Annotated in this window: 18 protein-coding genes; 10 read left to right on the top strand and 8 right to left on the bottom strand. The window is 67.6% G+C overall.

All coding sequences use genetic code 11. The annotated features are described in order from the left end of the window. Positions 1 to 181: 181 nt before the first annotated feature. Positions 182 to 535: a hypothetical protein gene (locus OCH239_RS19690; RefSeq protein WP_037266736.1), complete on the bottom strand. Its 354-nt coding sequence runs from the start codon at positions 533 to 535 to the stop codon at positions 182 to 184. A gap of 278 nt (positions 536 to 813) precedes the next feature. Here OCH239_RS19690 and OCH239_RS23395 point away from each other — a divergent pair, with 278 nt between their 5' ends. The 3 genes from OCH239_RS23395 (at position 814) to OCH239_RS19675 (ending at position 3894) form a co-directional block, all read left to right on the top strand. Next, positions 814 to 1776 carry a collagen-binding domain-containing protein gene (locus tag OCH239_RS23395; RefSeq protein WP_211242032.1) on the top strand — a complete coding sequence of 321 codons (963 nt, stop codon included), beginning with the start codon at positions 814 to 816 and terminating at the stop codon, positions 1774 to 1776. Between the two features lie 208 nt (positions 1777 to 1984). Continuing rightward, positions 1985 to 2530, top strand: coding sequence for a heme NO-binding domain-containing protein (locus OCH239_RS19680; protein ID WP_037266731.1), 546 nt, complete (start codon positions 1985 to 1987; stop codon positions 2528 to 2530). Positions 2531 to 2535: 5 nt separating this feature from the next. Next, complete coding sequence (locus OCH239_RS19675) at positions 2536 to 3894, top strand: ATP-binding protein (protein WP_157577976.1); 1359 nt, start codon at positions 2536 to 2538, stop codon at positions 3892 to 3894. 31 nt (positions 3895 to 3925) lie between these two features. Here the strand turns inward: OCH239_RS19675 and OCH239_RS19670 are convergent, their stop codons facing one another. Next, positions 3926 to 4933: an SIS domain-containing protein gene (locus OCH239_RS19670; RefSeq protein WP_051489644.1), complete on the bottom strand. Its 1008-nt coding sequence runs from the start codon at positions 4931 to 4933 to the stop codon at positions 3926 to 3928. A 237-nt stretch (positions 4934 to 5170) separates the two neighbouring features. Here OCH239_RS19670 and OCH239_RS19665 point away from each other — a divergent pair, with 237 nt between their 5' ends. From OCH239_RS19665 to OCH239_RS19650, 4 genes are all read left to right on the top strand, one after another. After that, positions 5171 to 5530, top strand: coding sequence for a hypothetical protein (locus OCH239_RS19665; protein WP_037266724.1), 360 nt, complete (start codon positions 5171 to 5173; stop codon positions 5528 to 5530). A 44-nt stretch (positions 5531 to 5574) separates the two neighbouring features. Continuing rightward, positions 5575 to 5862 carry a hypothetical protein gene (locus OCH239_RS19660; protein ID WP_037266721.1) on the top strand — a complete coding sequence of 96 codons (288 nt, stop codon included), beginning with the start codon at positions 5575 to 5577 and terminating at the stop codon, positions 5860 to 5862. 159 nt (positions 5863 to 6021) lie between these two features. After that, entirely contained in the window at positions 6022 to 7170 is a 1149-nt protein-coding gene (locus tag OCH239_RS19655) for a TRAP transporter substrate-binding protein (RefSeq protein ID WP_051489643.1), read from the top strand. A gap of 129 nt (positions 7171 to 7299) precedes the next feature. Beyond that, positions 7300 to 8445, top strand: a complete 1146-nt coding sequence (locus tag OCH239_RS19650) for a TRAP transporter substrate-binding protein (protein ID WP_051489642.1) — start codon at positions 7300 to 7302, stop codon at positions 8443 to 8445. A 42-nt stretch (positions 8446 to 8487) separates the two neighbouring features. Here the strand turns inward: OCH239_RS19650 and OCH239_RS19645 are convergent, their stop codons facing one another. The 6 genes from OCH239_RS19645 to OCH239_RS19620 all read right to left on the bottom strand — a co-directional run bounded on the left by OCH239_RS19645 (position 8488) and on the right by OCH239_RS19620 (position 14245). Beyond that, on the bottom strand, positions 8488 to 10449 hold the full coding sequence (locus OCH239_RS19645) for a TRAP transporter large permease (protein WP_084782699.1): 1962 nt from the start codon (positions 10447 to 10449) through the stop codon (positions 8488 to 8490). Further along, on the bottom strand, positions 10446 to 11009 hold the full coding sequence (locus OCH239_RS19640; protein WP_037266717.1) for a TRAP transporter small permease subunit: 564 nt from the start codon (positions 11007 to 11009) through the stop codon (positions 10446 to 10448). The genes OCH239_RS19645 and OCH239_RS19640 overlap by 4 nt, the downstream gene beginning before the upstream one ends. A gap of 114 nt (positions 11010 to 11123) precedes the next feature. Continuing rightward, entirely contained in the window at positions 11124 to 11735 is a 612-nt protein-coding gene (locus tag OCH239_RS19635) for a ferric reductase-like transmembrane domain-containing protein (protein ID WP_157577975.1), read from the bottom strand. Between the two features lie 4 nt (positions 11736 to 11739). Beyond that, entirely contained in the window at positions 11740 to 12228 is a 489-nt protein-coding gene (locus OCH239_RS19630) for a peptidase associated/transthyretin-like domain-containing protein (protein WP_037266715.1), read from the bottom strand. 125 nt (positions 12229 to 12353) lie between these two features. After that, positions 12354 to 13187, bottom strand: a complete 834-nt coding sequence (locus tag OCH239_RS19625) for a sulfite exporter TauE/SafE family protein (protein ID WP_037266712.1) — start codon at positions 13185 to 13187, stop codon at positions 12354 to 12356. A gap of 185 nt (positions 13188 to 13372) precedes the next feature. Further along, the gene (locus OCH239_RS19620) at positions 13373 to 14245 is read right to left on the bottom strand and encodes an acyl-CoA thioesterase (RefSeq protein ID WP_037266709.1); all 873 of its coding nucleotides are present in this window, start codon (positions 14243 to 14245) and stop codon (positions 13373 to 13375) included. Positions 14246 to 14573: 328 nt separating this feature from the next. On the opposite strand from OCH239_RS19620, the gene minC reads away from it, so the two are divergent. The 3 genes from minC to minE are packed head-to-tail and all read left to right on the top strand — an operon-like array spanning position 14574 to position 16523. Further along, the gene (gene minC, locus OCH239_RS19615; RefSeq protein ID WP_037266707.1) at positions 14574 to 15392 is read left to right on the top strand and encodes a septum site-determining protein MinC; all 819 of its coding nucleotides are present in this window, start codon (positions 14574 to 14576) and stop codon (positions 15390 to 15392) included. 28 nt (positions 15393 to 15420) lie between these two features. Beyond that, positions 15421 to 16257, top strand: coding sequence for a septum site-determining protein MinD (gene minD, locus OCH239_RS19610; protein ID WP_211242031.1), 837 nt, complete (start codon positions 15421 to 15423; stop codon positions 16255 to 16257). Then, positions 16254 to 16523 (top strand): cell division topological specificity factor MinE, encoded by a 270-nt coding sequence (minE, locus tag OCH239_RS19605; RefSeq protein ID WP_425280312.1) that lies wholly within the window; start codon positions 16254 to 16256, stop codon positions 16521 to 16523. The genes minD and minE overlap by 4 nt, the downstream gene beginning before the upstream one ends. Positions 16524 to 16574 lie beyond the last annotated feature (51 nt).

Here is a 16574-nt window from a genome sequence, read left to right as displayed (position 1 = left end):
AGATGTCAGCCCGCGAGCAGGCGGCAGGTCCCGAACGCGGCGAGAACAGCCGGTGCAGGTCCATCCCGCCGTCCCGATGGCGCTCTCGAGCCTCGCGCCGACGAGGGACGGACCGGGCGGCGCGCCAAGCGCCCCCAAGGTCCCGCACTCGCCGATGCGGAGCGGACGCGGATGTCAGAGATCAAACGCTGTGCGGCGGCGCGCGCGGCGAGTCATGGATGCGAAGATCCTGCGGGCCGGCCACGAGGTCGCGCCCCACCCGGTGTTCGACGACCCGCGTGATGCGTGCGCCGTTATCCGGTGCCAAAATGCGCGGGGTGCCGGGGAGCTTGTGGCAGAACGGACAGGGATGGTCATGGCCGTCCTCCGCGAGACCGCAGAACTCTTCGAGTGATGCGCCAAAGGCCTGCAGGGCAGCCTGCCGTTCCATAGCCTCACGGTCCGGCGCCATCTGGTGCGCGGACACGGCACCGAGCGCCGCGAGCAGAAACGCGGCGAAAATGGCAGTGAACGTGCAGGCGCGGCGGCGAAGCATGGGCAAGGCTTACACCGATCGAGCGGGCGCTGGAATGGCTTCCTTGTCGAGAGCGTCTGCGTGGTGAGGTGATCGCCAGGGTCGCGGCCGGCGACGTCCTTTTCCGCTGCGGAAACCTTCCCCCGAAAACGCGATCCCCGAGATTGCCGCGCGCATTGTGACCAAATTGTGTGCGCGCCCTGCGCAAATCGTGGCAAGAGCTTGCCAAGGGGCCACGAAAGTCCTTACTTGGCGGTAAGTTGCCGGCCCGTGTGGGCCGCGCCATGTAGAGGTGTATTGTGTTCCGATCTGTTTCGATTGCCGCGGCGCTCGCCGTCGGCCTTTCCACTCCGTCCTTTGCCGCAACCGTAGACGCCCGAGAGATGCTGCGCGATTTCAGCGTCATCGCGCTTGGCGATCACTCGCTCCTGTCCGACACGCCCGCGCCGGTCTATGTCGGCGGCGACTTCCCGGACGGGACGGTGGGCGACGTGTCCGGTGCGCTGGTCGTGGGCGGCAAGATCAAGTCGAGCCGCAACACCAACGTGAAGGGCAACGTCGTCATCGGCGACAGCCAGTCCGTCACGCAGCCGAACCCGGGCCAGCGGCGCTTCGAGGTCGCCGGGAGCACCGGCCCGACGACCTTCGACCTTCAGCGCAACGGCACCACCGTCGCCTCGGGTCAGCCCGTGCCCGTCGACGCGGTGCGCAAGGCCTTCACGACCCTGTCCTCCGACCTCGCCAAGCTCGAGGACACCGGCACGACATTCGGCGGGGACATGAACAATCGCGTCCTGAAGGCGTCGGCCGGAAGCGACGGCATCGCGGTCGCGAAGCTCGATTCGGGCGCGTTCAACACCTTCTTCACCGGTGGCGGCAGCCGGATGTTCGACCTCGGCGGCGCCAGCACGCTGATCATCAACGCCGATCTCGGCGGCATTGCCGACTTCACCTTCGAGGCACTCAACATCAACGATTTCAATGCGGCGAACAACGTGATCCTGAACCTTTCCGGGGTAGACAGATTCACCATCCGTTCGACCTTCGGCATCTCCCTTCTGGCACCGACGGTCGATGTGTTCGCCAATGCCGGGGGCACGAATGCGTTCATGGTCGCCGACGACCTCGAGCAACGCTACGAGATCCGCAAGCCCTTCACCGGCGATCTGCCGGATCCTTCGCCGGTTCCCCTGCCCGCGTCGCTCTGGCTCCTCGGCATGGGTGTGGCGGGCCTCGGCGTCCTGCGGCGTCGCCGCGCCTGAGGGCGCGATTCAAATCCGAACGGCCCGGAAGGCCCCGCCCCGGTCGGCGGCCTTCCGGCACGGCTCTCTCCCGACCATCGGAGCGACGGGCCCGATAAGGGTCGCGGCCTCCGATCCCGGCCATGTGGACCGACACGACACCTCCCTTAAGCCCGCCTTCATCGTTTCGGCGCTAGCACTGGGCCCGCAGAGGCACGGGAGAGTGCGGATGAAGGGCATGGTGTTCACCGAACTGCTCGGCATGGCCGAGACCGCCATCGGCGAAGAGAGCGTGGACGCGATCCTCGACGAGCTCGAGCTGACCAATGACGGGGCCTATTCGGCTGTCGGCAACTATCCCTGCCGCGAGCTCATGATGATCGTCGGCAAGATCAGCGACCGGACGGGGCTCCCCGCCGACCGGTTGCAGCAGATGTTCGGCCACCACATGCTGCGCCGGTTCTCCGAGACCTATCCGCAATTCTTCGCGGGCAAGACGAGCCTGATCGACATGCTCGAGGCGATAGAATCCGAGGTGCATGTGGAGGTCCGCAAGCTCTATCCCGACGCCGAACTGCCCTGCTTCGCCACACGCCGGATCGGGCCGTCGGAGATGGTCATGACCTATCGCTCGGCCCGCCCGCTCGAGGCGTTCTGCCACGGGCTGATCGAGGCCTGCGCCACGCATTTCGGAACGCCGGCGGAGGTCGAGCGACGGGACATCGGAAACGGAGCGGAGCGCGCAGCGGAATTCCGGATCCGGCTCTCGGGGTGAGTACTGTGCAGGCGTCCCCTGCACCGAGCGACGCCCCGGTCGCCCGCCGGCGCTACGAGCGCGAGCGACGCGCCCGCATGGAGGCGGAGAGCCTGCTCGAGGCGAAGTCTCGCGAACTCTTCGACGCCAACGAGGAGTTGCGCGCGCAGGCCGCCCGCCTCGAAGAGGCGGTGCAGGAGCGGACCGCGGACCTCGAACGGGCAAAACTCGAGGCGGAGGCCGCCAACGAGGCCAAATCCGCATTCCTCGCGATGATCAGCCACGACATCAGGACGCCGCTCAACGGGGTGCTCGGCATGGCAAGCGCGCTCGCCGAGACACCGCTCACGGCGGAACAGTCGGAAATGGTGCACCTTCTGCACTCCTCCGGCCAGACGCTGCTCGGCCTGCTGAGCGACATTCTCGACCTCACCCGGATCGAGGCGCGGAGGATGGACCTCGAACTGGTACCGGTGGACATACCGAGGCTTGCGCGGGACCTGCACGGGCTTTTCGCCATCGAGGCCGCAAGCAAGGGTCTGGCGTTCACGCTGACCGTCGGAGAGGGCTGCGCGGGGCCGGTCATGACCGATCCGACCCGCCTGCGGCAGATCCTCACCAATCTCGTGCAGAACGCGGTGAAGTTCACCGAGGCCGGACAGGTCGCGCTCTGCGTCGCGCGCTCGGACGCGCGGCTTACGTTCACGGTCAGCGATACCGGCATCGGCGTTCCGGAAGACCGCCGCTCGCGGCTCTTCGAGGCCTTCTCGCAGATCGACAGCTCGGTGGCGCGGAGGTTCGGCGGGTCGGGCCTCGGCCTCGCGATTGCGCGCGAGCTCTGCCGGCTGCTCGGCGGCGATCTGACCTTTGCCCCGCGTCCGGGGGGCGGGTCGCGCTTCACCGCGATCATCCTGGCGCCGGCGGCGGAACCCGACGCCGCGGCGACTTCGGGGCGCGGGATCCGGGACGATCCCGACCGGGTGCTCGCCGGGCGGAAGTGGCGGATCCTCGTCGCGGAAGACAACGCGATCAATCAGAAGGTCCTGTCCCTCATGCTGCGACGCTTCGATCTGCAGCTGACCTTCGTGGAGACCGGCACGGAGGCTGTCGCGGCCTGCCGAAGCACAACCTTCGATCTCGTCCTCATGGACGTGAACATGCCGGGGATGGACGGGACCGAGGCGGCGATGGAGATCCGCCGCATCGAGACGGAGCGGGACCTGCCGCGGGTGCCGATCATCGCCGTATCGGCCAACGCGATGACCCACCAGGTGAAGGCCTATCTTGCTGCGGGAATCGACACCCATGTCCCCAAACCCCTTCGCCGGGAGGCGCTCGTCGCGACGATGGCGCGCCTTCTCGACAGGGCTCACGTCGGGACCTGAGAGCTGCGACGCAGGCGCCCGGCCACCCCGATCACTCCGCTTCGGAGGAGGTCACCTTGGTGGATCGCAGCGGCCTGCCGAAATCCGGCACCATCCGGCTCGTCGCACCGATGGCGAGGTTCTGGACGACCGGCAGCGACCGCAGGATCGCAGCGAGGCCGTGCGCAGGCGTCACCGGCACGGTGATCGCGCCATCGACCGGAGCCTCACCCGAGGCATCGATGATGACCGGGCGGATGTCCTCGTCCAGCAGCGCCCGCGCGAGGCCGTCGATATTGTCGCCCTCCTGCCCGATGCCCCGGAAGAACAGGACGCAGGTGTCGCGATCGGCGGCCTCGAAAGGCCCGTGACGGAACTGCGCCGCCTCGAGGGCGAGGACCGGCCGGCGGGAGAGCTCCATGAAAAGGAGCGCGGCGCTGCCCGCGAGCCCCTGCATCGCGCCGCGGGCACTGAAGACGTGGCTCCGCGCGGCGGCGAGTGCGTCGATGGCCCTCGCACCATCAGGCATGGGCCCGGGCGCGGCCAGTGCGCGCTCGACCTCCTCCATGTCACCTCCGAGAGCGGTCAGGATCGCGGCGTGCTGGGCGAGCGTGACCATGACCGACCGCGTTGCGGCATAGCTCCGCTCCGGCGGTCCCTCTGCGACGAGACAGGGCACCCGCGCGGCAAGAGGGCCGTCGCGCGCCATCGTCAGGCCGTAGACCGGGCCGCCGGGAGCCCCGTCGAGCCATGCGAGGATCTCGCCGGAGCCGCCCGATTGCGAGGTCGCGATGCGCACCGCAGCGCCGGGCAGCGGCGCGCGCATGTATTCCGATACGTTGTGCGCCGTCGCCGCGATGCCGAGACGGCGATAGGCCGGTTCCGCCATCCGGTTGACCCAATGGGACCCGCCGACCCCGAGCAGATCGAGCCGCCCGATCCGGCGGATGTCGCCGGCGATGTCCTCCGCCCTGCCCTGCTGGGCATGGAACGCCGCGAGCGCGTCGGTATGCTGGCGCCCCGTCTCGGCCGCGAGGATCTCCAGTCCGGTCTCTTCCATGCGTCCTCCGGTCATTGCCTGAACCTCGACGCATAAACGCCCGGCACGGCGGAAACGAGGCACAAGCGGTTTGCGTCCCGATCCCTGCGCCGAAGTCGCAAGGGCGAAACCGTGCTATCATGGCGTGCCAGCTGAGTCCCCGCCGCGGCGCGCATCGCGGGACCACGTCCGATGCCGTCAGGGGCGTGGTCAAGCTTTGCGCTCGTCTTGTTCTGCATGCAGCAAGGGAGATTTCCGATGACCCGTATCCTCGAGATCGCCGCTGGAGCGCTTGCGCTCGCCGCGCTGTCGGCCTGTGACGACATGGAGACCGCGTCCGGAACGGGCTCGTCCGGCATCATGTCGCCCTCGCCCTCCGGCCCGCCTTTCATCACGACATACGATGCGTCGGTCAGCGATGCGGCCGTGGACGCGTGCCGCAGCACGCTCGAGGCGCAGACGGACGGGAACGTGGACGTGGTGGGAAGCGAGTTCTCCGAAGCCAATACTGCGATCTACATGCGGGTCGGCGAGAACGGCGCGCCCTGGCGCTGCCTCGTGTCGAACGACGGCACCGGCCCTTCGGTCATGTTCATGGGTGACGAGGGCGCGCTCTGAGCGGTCGCGGAGGCCACTCCAGATAACGACTGAAAGGACCTGTCATGCGCAATCGGATGATCCGTGCCGGAGGCCCGTATTGGCTCGCAGCCTGCATCGCCCTCGCGGCCTGCGCATCTGAGCCGGGCACCGGCGAGCGCGGCGGGTCGGCGGAGGACTTCGCCGCGCTCGCCGATCCATGCCGGACTTCGGCCCGGCTCATCGCCGAGCCCGTGGCGATCCTGGCCGGCCGCCGCACCGGACGCGGTCCGGCCTTGGTCCTGACCGCAGGCGACACGCGCTACATCTGCCGGCGCGTGGCGGACGGCAGCGTCGGGATCTTCGCCGACTGATCCGCCTAGGCGCGTGAGGGCCGTCTCGCTGCACGCTCCTGCGGCAACCCCCGCCCCTCTCGACCGGACCTTTGGGTTACGCTGCGGCCCCTTATGGATCGCCTTTGGTCCTCACTGCTCTAGGTGGCCCATCGGTTCAACTAACAGGGGGGAGACCCAATGGATCGTCGCAAATTCCTCAGCACCGCCGCGATCGGCGGCACCGGGGCCGGCGTGCTCGCCGCGCCCGCGCTCGCGCAATCGGCCCCACAGGTACAATGGCGGTGCACGTCGTCGTTCCCGCAATCGCTCGATACGATCTACGGCGGCGCGCAGGACGTCGCGAAATACGTGCGAGAGGCCACGGACGGGGCGTTCGACATCCAGGTCTTCGCGGGCGGCGAGATCGTGCCCGGCCTGCAGGCCGCCGACGCGGTGCAGAACGGCACGGTCGAGATGTGCCACACCGCCGCCTATTACTACGTCGGCAAGTCGCCGACCTGGGCGCTCGGTGCGGTCATTCCCTACGGCCTCAACAACCGCGGCATGAACGCGTGGCTCTATTACGGCGGCGGCCTCGATGCCCTCAACGGTTTCTACAACGGCCAGGGCCTGCATTACCTGCCCGCCGGCAACACCGGCACGCAGATGGGCGGCTGGTTCCGCGAAGAGATCGGCGGGCTGTCGGACATGGACGGCCTCCAGATGCGGATCGCCGGCCTCGCCGGTCAGATCATGGAGCAGATCGGCGTCGTGCCCCAGCAGATCGCGGGCGGCGACATCTACCCGGCACTCGAGCGCGGCACCATCGACGCCGCCGAGTGGATCGGCCCCTACGACGACGAGAAGCTCGGCTTCTACCAGGTGGCGCCGTATTATTACTATCCCGGCTGGTGGGAAGGGAACCTCACCCTCAACGTCTTCGTCGGCACCGAGGCGTGGGAGAGCCTGCCGGACACTTACAAGAGCATTCTCGAGACTGCCTGCCGCGCCGCCAACACCGAGATGATGGCGGAATACGACTACAAGAACCCGGCGGCGCTGCGCAGCCTCGTGCAGAACGGCGCGCAGCTGCGCGCCTTCCCCGAGGACGTGCTGAACGCGACCTACGACGCGGCGCTGTCGCTCTATGCGGACCTGCGGGAAAGCGCGGATGGCTGGGCCGACATCTACGACAGCATGATGCAGTTCCAGTCCGAGCACTTCCTCTGGCAGCAGGTGGCCGAGCAGAATTTCGCACGGTTCATGATGTCCAAGCAGGCCAACGGCCAGCTGCCGGCTCAGATCCAGGGCGCAGGCTCGGTCGGAGGCGGCGGCTCCGACAACTGATCGCGAGACCTGTCCTGACGAGAGGACCCCGGGGCTGACCCGGGGTCCTTTTTCTTTTGCGCGGTCCGGTCGACCTTTGCCGCAAGTTTGAATAAAGCAGATGGGAGATACAGCAATAAGAGGCAAAACATGGACCGCCGTTCATTCTTCCGGACCGCCGCGCTTGGCGGCGCGGGCAGCCTGACGCTCGCCGCACCGGCGATCGCGCATTCCGCGCCACAGGTGCAGTGGCGCTGCACCTCCTCCTTCCCCAAGGGGCTCGACACCGTCTATGGCGGCGCCGAGGATCTCGCTAGGTACGTGCGCGAAGCCTCGGGCGGCAATTTCGACATTCAGGTTTTCGCCTCGGGCGAGATCGTGCCCGGTCTGCAGGCCGCGGACGCCGCCCAGAACGGCACGGTCGAGATGTGCCACACCGCCGCCTATTACTTCGTCGGCAAGTCGCCGACCTGGGCGCTCGGCACGGTGATCCCGTTCGGCCTCAACGCGCGCGGCATGAATGCGTGGCTCTATTACGGCGGCGGCAACGATGCGCTCAACGCCTATTACAACGAGCAGGGCCTGCAGTTCATGGCGGCGGGCAACACCGGCACGCAGATGGGCGGCTGGTTCCGGAACGAGATTGGCGGCCTCGACGACATGCAGGGTCTGCAGATGCGGGTCGCCGGACTCGGCGGCCAGATCATGGAAGCCCTCGGCGTGGTGCCGCAGCAGATCGCAGGCGGCGACGTCTATGCCGCACTCGAGCGCGGCGCGATCGACGCGACCGAATGGGTCGGCCCCTACGACGACAACAGCCTCGGCTTCCAGCGCGTTGCGCCCTATTACTACTATCCCGGCTGGTGGGAGGGGAACGCGACCCTCTCGGTCTTCTGCAACCGCGAGGCCTACGAGGCGCTCCCAGACGAGTACCGTTCCCTGCTCGATACGGCGGCGCGGGCGGTCAACACCGACATGCTCGCCGAGTACGATTACAAGAACCCCACCGCGCTGCGCGAACTGGTGGACACGGGGGCTCAGCTGCGCCGTTTCCCCGACGACGTGATGAATGCGGGCTACGAGGCCTCGCTCGATCTCTATGCCGATTTCCGCCAGAACGTCGACGGCTGGGCCGACATCTACGACAGCATGATGAAGTTCCAGTCCGAGCACTTCCTCTGGCAGCAGGTTGCGGAGCAGACCTTCGCGAACTTCATGCAGGAGAAGCAGTCGCAGGGTCAGCTTCCGGCGCAGATCCAGGGCGAAGGCTCGGTCGGCGGCGGAACCGACAATTAAGAGCATGTGAGGCGCGGCCCTTCGGGGCCGCGCCTCCTCAGGTCAGTTGCCGAAGTTGAACCCTCCGGCCCCACCCTGCGGCTCTGACTGTTCTGCTTCTTCCTCCTGGCCTCCGCCGAAGTTGAAGCCGTCACCGGCGCCCTGATCGGCCCCGGCCCCGGATTGGGTCTCGCCGGACGAGCCATCGGTGCCGTCGCCGGATCCACCCTCTGGCGCCGAACTCCCACCGAAGTTGAAACCGGATCCCGGATTGCCGGCATCGCTCTCGGACTCGTCGGAGGTTTCTTCCGACGGCGAGCCGCCGCCGAAATTGAAGCCGCTGTTGCCTTCGGATTGCGGGGCGGAGGTCTCTCCGCCGCCTCCGAAGTTGAAGCCCGAGCTGCCGCCCGCTCCGGTCCGCTCTCTCTCGGCGGCCGCGGATTCCTGCTGGGCCTGCCGGTCGGCGCTGTAATGCGTCACGAGGCTCGGCACCGAGATCACCAGCAGGATCAGCAGGAACTGGATGCCGATATAGGGCAGCACCCCCTTGTAGATCTGCGCGGTCCGGATCCCCTCGAGCGTCTCGCCCGTCACCTTGTCCGTCCGGTCGTTCCATGGCGCCACGGATCGCAGATAGAACAGCGCAAACCCGAAGGGCGGCGTCAGGAACGATGTCTGCAGGTTCATCGACAGGATCACCCCGAACCAGACCAGGTCGATCCCGAGCGTCTCGGCCACCGGCGCGAGCAGCGGCACGAGGATGAAGGCGATCTCGAAGAAGTCGAGGAAGCATCCGAGGATGAAGATCACCACGGTGACGACCAGAAGGAAGCCGAACTGCCCGCCGGGCAGGCCCAGCAGCAGCTCCTCGAGCCAGACCTGTCCGTTCACGCCGTAGAAGGTGAGACCGAAGACCCGCGCGCCGATCAGGATGAAGAGCACGAAGGCCGAGAGCTTGGCCGTCGCCTCCACCGCCGAGCGGAGTGTGCCGAGCGACAGACGGCGCTTGGCCACCGCGAGGATCAGTGCGCCGACGGCGCCCATCGCGCCGCCTTCCGTTGGCGTCGCGATACCGAGGAAGATCGTCCCGAGCACCAGGAAGATCAGCGCCAGCGGCGGGATGAGGACGATCACCACCTCCTCGGCGAGACGCGAGAGGAGGCCGATCTTGAGGTACCGGTTCGCTAGCGCCACCGCGTAACAAACCAGCACGGTGAAGGCGGCCGCGAAGACGACCCGCGTCGCCGGGATGAAATCGGTGAAGAGGATCCGCGAGCCGACGAGATAGAGCACCACCGCCAGCGCGAACATGGCGACCAGAGACCAGATGCCGCCGCCGAGCCTGCGCTCCTCGGGGGGAAGCGCCGGCACTGCCGAGGGCCGCAGCATGGTGAGGCCGAACATGTAGAGGCAGTAGACCCCGACCACGATGAGCGCCGGGTAAAGCGCGCCGAGATACATGTCGCCGACCGACACGCCGAGCTGGTCCGCCATGACGATGAGGACGAGCGACGGCGGCACGATCTGCGCCAGCGTGCCCGCGGCGGCGATGGTGCCGGTGGCCACGGACGGGTCGTACTTGTAGCGCTGCATGATCGGCAGCGAGATGAGCCCCATCGCGATGACCGATGCGGCGACGACGCCCGTGGTGGCCGCGAGAAGCGCGCCAACGAGGATCACCGCGAAGGCCACGCCGCCGCGAAGCGGACCGAAGAGCTGACCCACCGTGTCGAGGAGATCCTCGGCCATGCCCGATCGCTCGAGGATCAGTCCCATGAAGGTGAAGAAGGGGATGGCGAGCAGCGTGTCGTTCGACATGATGCCGAAGACACGTTCCGGCATCGCGCGAAGGAGAGGCCAGAAGAGATTGATTTCGCTCGAGTAGTCGGAAAGCCAGACACCGATCACGAAGAAGATCATGCCGCCGCCGGCGAGCGTGAGCGCCACCGGATAGCCGAGCAGCAGCAGCCCCATCACCGAGATGAACATGATCGGGGCGAGGTTGTGGGCGATGAGCTCGATCATGTGCGGGCCTCCCGAACCGCCGGCGGCGCGTCGTTCGCCTCGTCGGACGGATAGGGTATCGCTCCGGCCAGCTGCGCGACGCGCTTGATGATTTCGGACAGGCCCTGCGCGGTGAACGAGACAAACCCGAGCAGCACCCAGAGCTTGGCGGGCCAGCGGATGAGACCGCCGGCATTCGAGGATTGCTCGCCGCTCACATAGGACGAGATGAAGAACGGCCAGGAAAGCCAGACCATCAGGATCACGAAGGGCATCAGGAAGACCAGATGGCAGACGAGGTCGATCATCGCCCTGCCCCTGGCGGAGAGGCGCGAGGAAAGAACGTCAACCCGCACGTGTTCGTCCCGCTCCAGCGTCCATGCCGCGCAGAGCAGGAAGACCGCGCCGAAGAGGTACCATTGCAGCTCGAGCCAGGAATTGGAGGAGATGTTGAAGCTCTTCCGGATGACGGCGTTGCCGGCCGACACCAGCACCGCGGCGAGCACGAGCCAGGCAAAGGTCCGCCCGATCCATCCGTTGACCCAATCGATCCCGCGAGAAACCCGCAGCAAAGCCGTCATGACCCATCCTCCGCTGTTCGGGGCGCTCCTCGGCTGCCCCTCGCAGACCTGAACGACCCAATCATCTTATTGTGCTGGCCCACCTAGCATAGGATGACGCAGGTGAAAGAGGTTTCAGGTCCTCCGGCGCCTGAGCAGCGTCCAGACGCGCAGATCGGCAATCGCCATTCCGGTCGCGGCGAGCACCAGGAGGCAGAGGACAAGCTTGGAGACCGGACCCATCGTTCCCTCGATAAGGAGCGTATGCACCACGCTGCCGACCGCGATGAGCATCACAAGCCCCGTGTGCAGGACCCGCCAATGCCGCGGCCGAAGACCGATGCGTCCGCGGAGCATCGCGACGAGAGCGGAGGCGAAGGCCGCCCACATGGCGACGACGCCCCAGGCCGAGAACGGCGCCGGGGATGTGAAGAGCAGCGCGTCGATCACGTCGGGCGGGCTCGTCACCCATAGCCCGCCCACATGGACGACGATGGCGACAACGAGGCCGGCGCCGATCCAGCGATGCACGCGGCGCCCTTTCGGCGCGGCGAGCCCGGGCAGGTATCCCGCGGCGAGAAGCGGCTGAACGAGCACGAGGCTGAGCGCCACCACGCCCGCGAGCCCCGCGGCGATGTAGACGTCTCCCCGCCATTCGAGGAGCGGGCTGCCCGCCGCCACGGCGAGTGGTACGAAGACGGCGCATACGAGTGCCGCCCAGATCAGGATCGACCGCAGAAGGGGCAAGAGGTCAGGCCGGGCTCAGCACGAAATCGGCGGTCAGGCTCGTCTGTTGCGGGCTGGCCATGACAGGGCGGAGGAAAACTGACTCGTAACCGCCGCTGTCATAGGCGAGATGCCCGTGCGGCTGTCCGAAGGCCGGCACGATCTGCGGCATCTCGAGCCGGAACGCGCCGTCCGCATTCGTCAGGGTCGCCCCATGGCTCTGCGGCTCGCGCTCGTGCCCCTCGGTGGTGTGTGCCCAGATCTGGATGCGCGCGTTCTGGAGCGGCGCGCCGTCCCCGGCGCGGCGCACCGTGCCTCTCATCCAGAAGCCGCCGCCGCCGATGCGTTCCACGATGGGTGCCCCGGGCAGGTAATTGTTCGAGCCGCCGCGCATGCTGCGGGTGGGCCCGAGGCTCTGCGCCCGCGCGGGCACGGTCAGCCCCGCGCCGAGGGTGACGAGGGCGGCGCTGCCGGTCGAGAGAAAGGCGCGGCGCGTTGCGGTCATGCGGGTCATGGCAGTCGCTCCCGGGACGGGCGGGCGCGGCCCGCTCAGTTGGATGCTTTGCGATAACCCATATCAGACCGACGCGGCGTAAGGCATGGGCGTCGCGCCGGTCCCACGGCTTCGTGAAAGTCCGGTCATCCGGCGTGAGAGACGAGATCGCGGACCATGTTCGCTGCCGTCGCGATCAGGAAGAGGCCGAAGATGAGCCGCAGGCGCGACTGCGGGATCGAATGCGCGAGCCTCACCCCGACCCGCGCGAAGGTCATGGTCAGCGGCACCAGGCAGGCGAGCGACAGCAGGTTCACGTATCCCACCGAGAACGGCGGCAGGTTCTCCTGGCCGAGCCCCGTGATCGCGTAGGTGATCGCGCCGGGCAGACCGATGACGAAGCCGATCGCGGCGGAGGTTCCGACGGCCCGGCGGATGTCGTAGCCGAGAAAGCTCATCACCGGCACGCAGACGGATCCGCCGCCGATCCCCATCATGGCCGATATCCCACCGGCGAAAATGCCGGACGCCGCCCAGACCGGACGCGAGAAGCTGCGGGTCTCGCCGGTCCCGCCGGATGCGGGCTTGCGCAGGATCATGTCGAGCGCGACCACGAAGGCGACGAGCGCGAAGACAGCGATGAGCACCTGCCCCGACACCAGGCCGCCGATGATGCCGCCGAGGATCGTGCCGAGAAGGATGAACGGGGCCCACAGTTTCAGAAGGTCGGTATCGATCGCCCCCTTCTTCCAGTGCCCCCAGGAGGACGATGCGGAGGTGAAGATGATGGAGGCGAGTGAGGTGCCAACCGCGACCTGCATCACGAAACCGGGCGACATGTCCGTCATGGAGAGCGCGAAATAGAGCGCGGGCACGATGACGATGCCACCGCCGACACCAAGGAGGCCCGCGAGGGTGCCACCGACGATGCCCGCGCCCGCCGCGATCCCGGCGAAAAGGAAAATCTGCGATGGATCCATGGGTTTGCCCGCCTCTCTTGCCGTAATGTCTGGAGGTGCTGGTCTACCAGATCGCCGCCGAGAGCAAGCGCATGGGCCGCAGGGCGCGGGTCAGGCAGCGAGAAATCCCACTGGCTGCTCAGTGTCGCGTCAGCGTTCTCCCCTTTTCTGCACGCAGCTGCACCGGCATCCCGGCGGCCGCATCGTCAGGCCTTTGGTCTGAGCGGGCGCATCAGGCCTTCCTGCGCGGTCGAGGCGACGAGCTCGCCGTCCACGTTGAAGATCGAGCCGCGGTTGAAGCCGCGCCCGCCGCCGGTGAAGGGCGCGTCCATGCTGTAGAGGTGCCACTCCTCGAAGCGGATCGGGGCGTGGAACCACATCGCGTGATCGAGGCTCGCGACCATCGTGCTCCCCTGGAAGAAGGTCAGCCCGTGCGGCCGCAGAGAGGAGCCGAGAAGGTTCATGTCCGAGGCATAGGCCATAAGGCAATGCTGCATCTGCGGGCCCTGCCCCGCGGCGGCCTCCATGCGGAACCACATTGCGTTGCGGTCGTCAGCGGGTTCGGGCGCAAAGAGGTCGCGCGGTTCGACCTCGCGCACATCCACGGGACGCTCACGCAGGAACTCGGGCAGGCGCTCCTTCGGGATACGGTCTACATGCGGCGCGCGCAGGGCCGCGCGGTCGGGCCAGGCATCGGGTCCCGCGACCTCGGGCATCCGGTGCTGATGCGACCAGCCCTCCTCGTCGATGTGGAACGAGGCGGAGAGGTGGAAGATCTGCCGTCCGTGCTGGATCGCCACGACGCGGCGGGTGGTGAAGCTGCCGCCGTCGCGCGATCGGTCGACCTGGTAGATCACCGGCACCTCGGGATCGCCGGGGCGGATGAAATAGGCGTGCAGCGAATGGCAGAGCCTGTCCTCGGGCACGGTGCGGTAGCCCGCCATCAGCGCCTGCGCGATGACGTGGCCGCCGAAGATGCGGCCCGGCGCCTCGCCCTTCACGCCGAGCCCGCGGAATAGGTCGACCTCGAGCGGCTCGATGTCGAGAAGGTCGATCAGCTCGTGCGCCACGTCCGTCATGATTTGTCTCCCCGGGTCCTGCCCTCCGGCATGGGCCACATTGCGCGGCGGATGTCCACCGCGCGGGCGCTGCCCCGGCCTCGGCCGCGCCGCCGGGACACCGCGGGCCTCCCTCCGGGCTCGAAGGTATCGAAGCCGGACGGAGGCGACGGGCAGGCATCGGCCCGGCCGCCGAAGGGTTCACCGCGCCGCGGCGTCTTCACGCCGAATGGAGCCATTCTGCGACGGCAATACTGGACGTCGGGCCCCGGAAACGCTACGGGGACAAAAACCCGGACGGCGCACGCCAGAGTCGCCGCAAGCCCCGAGCAGCAATGACAGGTCATTCGTGACAGACACCCACACGGCCTCACCCGGCGGCGCATCGCCGGCCCGCGTCCGCCCCTTCAAGTTCCGCGGCCGTTACTTTACGGCCATCACGCTGCGCATCGGCTCCGGGCCGATCGACCAGGGCTTCTTCGACGCGCTCGACCGCCATCTGCGGCAGACGCCGCAATTCTTCGAGAAGGCGCCGATGCTGATCGATGTCGAGGAAGCGGGCGCGGAGGTCGGCGAGGCCAACATCAAGACCCTGGTCTCGGAACTGCGAGCGCGGCGCCTTTTGCCCTTCGGCATCCTGAACGCGACCGGACGGCTTGCCGAGGCCGCCGCGGCGTCTGGGCTGATCCTCGTCGAAGCGGGCCAGGACGGGCCGCTGCGCGAGCGGGCGCCCACGCAGGAACAGGTGCCGTCGCGTTCGCCCGAAGTGACCGCCCGCGCCGAACGCGTGAAGGCCAAGTTCGTCGGGGCGGCCGCGGCGGCATCCCCGCCGCCCGCCCCGCAGAACCGCGTCGTCACGCAGCCCGTTCGCTCGGGCCAGGTCGTGATCGCCGATCAGGGCGACCTCATCGTCATCGGTCCGGTCTCGTCCGGGGCGGAGCTGATCGCGGCGGGCAACATCCATGTCTACGGGCGGCTGCGCGGCCGCGCGATGGCGGGCGCGCACGGCGACGAGAGCGCGCGCATCTTCTGCCAGGCGCTCGAGGCCGAACTGGTGGCGATCGCCGGGCATTACCGGACACCCGACAATTACAGCGACGACGTGCGAGGGGCGCGCGTCCAGGTCTCGCTCGAGGACGACACGCTGCATATGAGCGTTCTCGGCTGAAACCTCAGGATCAGGACAGGAGCAGCTGGTGAAAGACGAAGCGGAAGGCAAGCCCTGCAAGGTCATCGTGGTGACCTCCGGCAAGGGGGGCGTCGGCAAGACGACCTCGGCCGGGGCGATCGCCGCCGGCCTTGCGAAACGTGGCAAGAAGACCGTCGTGATCGACTTCGACGTGGGTCTCAGGAATCTCGACATGATCATGGGGGTCGAGCGCCGGGTGGTGTTCGACTTCATCAACGTCATCCACGGGGATGCGAAGCTGAAGCAGGCTCTGATCCGCGACAAGCGGCTCGAGAACCTCGCGATCCTGCCCACTTCGCAGACCCGCGACAAGGACGCGCTCACGACGGAGGGCGTCAAGGCGGTGCTGGACGAGCTTCGCGAGGAGTTCGACTACATCATCTGCGACAGCCCGGCGGGCATCGAGCGCGGCGCGCTCATGGCGATGCATTTCGCCGACGAGGCGGTGATCGTCACCAACCCCGAGGTCAGCTCGGTCCGCGACAGCGACCGGGTGCTGGGGCTGCTCAATTCCAAGACCGCCCGCGCCGAGGACGGCCAGGAGATCAAGGCGCAGGTGCTCATCACCCGCCACGACCAGCAGCGCATCGACACCGGCGAGATGATGACGGTCGAGGACGTGCTCGAGATCCTCGCGATCCCGCTGCTCGGCATCATTCCCGAAAGCAAGGCGGTGCTCAGGGCCTCGAACCTCGGCATGCCGGTGGTGCTCGACGAGCCGTCTGCGGCCAGCCGGGCCTACGAGTCCGCCGTGGCGCGGCTCGACGGCGAGGACCTCGAGGTCAAAGTCGAGAGCGACCGCCCGCGCGGCTTCATGGGACGGCTCTTCGGACGGTCGGCATGAGGAAAATGTTCGGTTTCCCCCGCTGGGGCAAGAAGCAGGACAGCTCGGCCAGCGCCGCCAAGGAGCGGTTGCAGATCCTGCTCGCCCACGAGCGCACCGACGGGACGTCCCCGGACGTCTTCCCCGAGCTTCAGCGCGACATCCTCGCGGCGATCAAGAAGCACATGAAGATCGAGGACGACTCGGTCGACATCCAGATCGAGCGTGGCGACAACCTCTCCAACCTCGAGATCAACATCGAACTGCCGGCCTCCAGCAAGTCGTAAGATCAAACGGAAGGGCGGGCCCACGCAGGCCAGCCCCTCAGATAAATGTTG

Source organism: Roseivivax halodurans JCM 10272, assembly GCF_000521785.1.
In the GTDB taxonomy this organism is placed as follows: Bacteria; Pseudomonadota; Alphaproteobacteria; order Rhodobacterales; family Rhodobacteraceae; genus Roseivivax; species Roseivivax halodurans.
The sequence above is the reverse complement of the archived record's forward strand: the minus strand, read 5'-3'. Positions and strand labels throughout refer to the sequence as shown.

Bases quoted from the DNA above. Each gene is read 5' to 3' on its own strand.
- OCH239_RS19690 (WP_037266736.1), bottom strand. From the start codon at position 535: ATGCTTCGCCGCCGCGCCTGCACGTTCACTGCCATTTTCGCCGCGTTT.
- OCH239_RS19680 (WP_037266731.1), top strand. From the start codon at position 1,985: ATGAAGGGCATGGTGTTCACCGAACTGCTCGGCATGGCCGAGACCGCC.
- OCH239_RS19670 (WP_051489644.1), bottom strand. From the start codon at position 4,933: ATGGAAGAGACCGGACTGGAGATCCTCGCGGCCGAGACGGGGCGCCAG.
- OCH239_RS19665 (WP_037266724.1), top strand. From the start codon at position 5,171: ATGACCCGTATCCTCGAGATCGCCGCTGGAGCGCTTGCGCTCGCCGCG.
- OCH239_RS19660 (WP_037266721.1), top strand. From the start codon at position 5,575: ATGCGCAATCGGATGATCCGTGCCGGAGGCCCGTATTGGCTCGCAGCC.
- OCH239_RS19655 (WP_051489643.1), top strand. From the start codon at position 6,022: ATGGATCGTCGCAAATTCCTCAGCACCGCCGCGATCGGCGGCACCGGG.
- OCH239_RS19650 (WP_051489642.1), top strand. From the start codon at position 7,300: ATGGACCGCCGTTCATTCTTCCGGACCGCCGCGCTTGGCGGCGCGGGC.
- OCH239_RS19645 (WP_084782699.1), bottom strand. From the start codon at position 10,449: ATGATCGAGCTCATCGCCCACAACCTCGCCCCGATCATGTTCATCTCG.
- OCH239_RS19640 (WP_037266717.1), bottom strand. From the start codon at position 11,009: ATGACGGCTTTGCTGCGGGTTTCTCGCGGGATCGATTGGGTCAACGGA.
- OCH239_RS19630 (WP_037266715.1), bottom strand. From the start codon at position 12,228: ATGACCCGCATGACCGCAACGCGCCGCGCCTTTCTCTCGACCGGCAGC.
- OCH239_RS19625 (WP_037266712.1), bottom strand. From the start codon at position 13,187: ATGGATCCATCGCAGATTTTCCTTTTCGCCGGGATCGCGGCGGGCGCG.
- OCH239_RS19620 (WP_037266709.1), bottom strand. From the start codon at position 14,245: ATGACGGACGTGGCGCACGAGCTGATCGACCTTCTCGACATCGAGCCG.
- minE (WP_425280312.1), top strand. From the start codon at position 16,254: ATGAGGAAAATGTTCGGTTTCCCCCGCTGGGGCAAGAAGCAGGACAGC.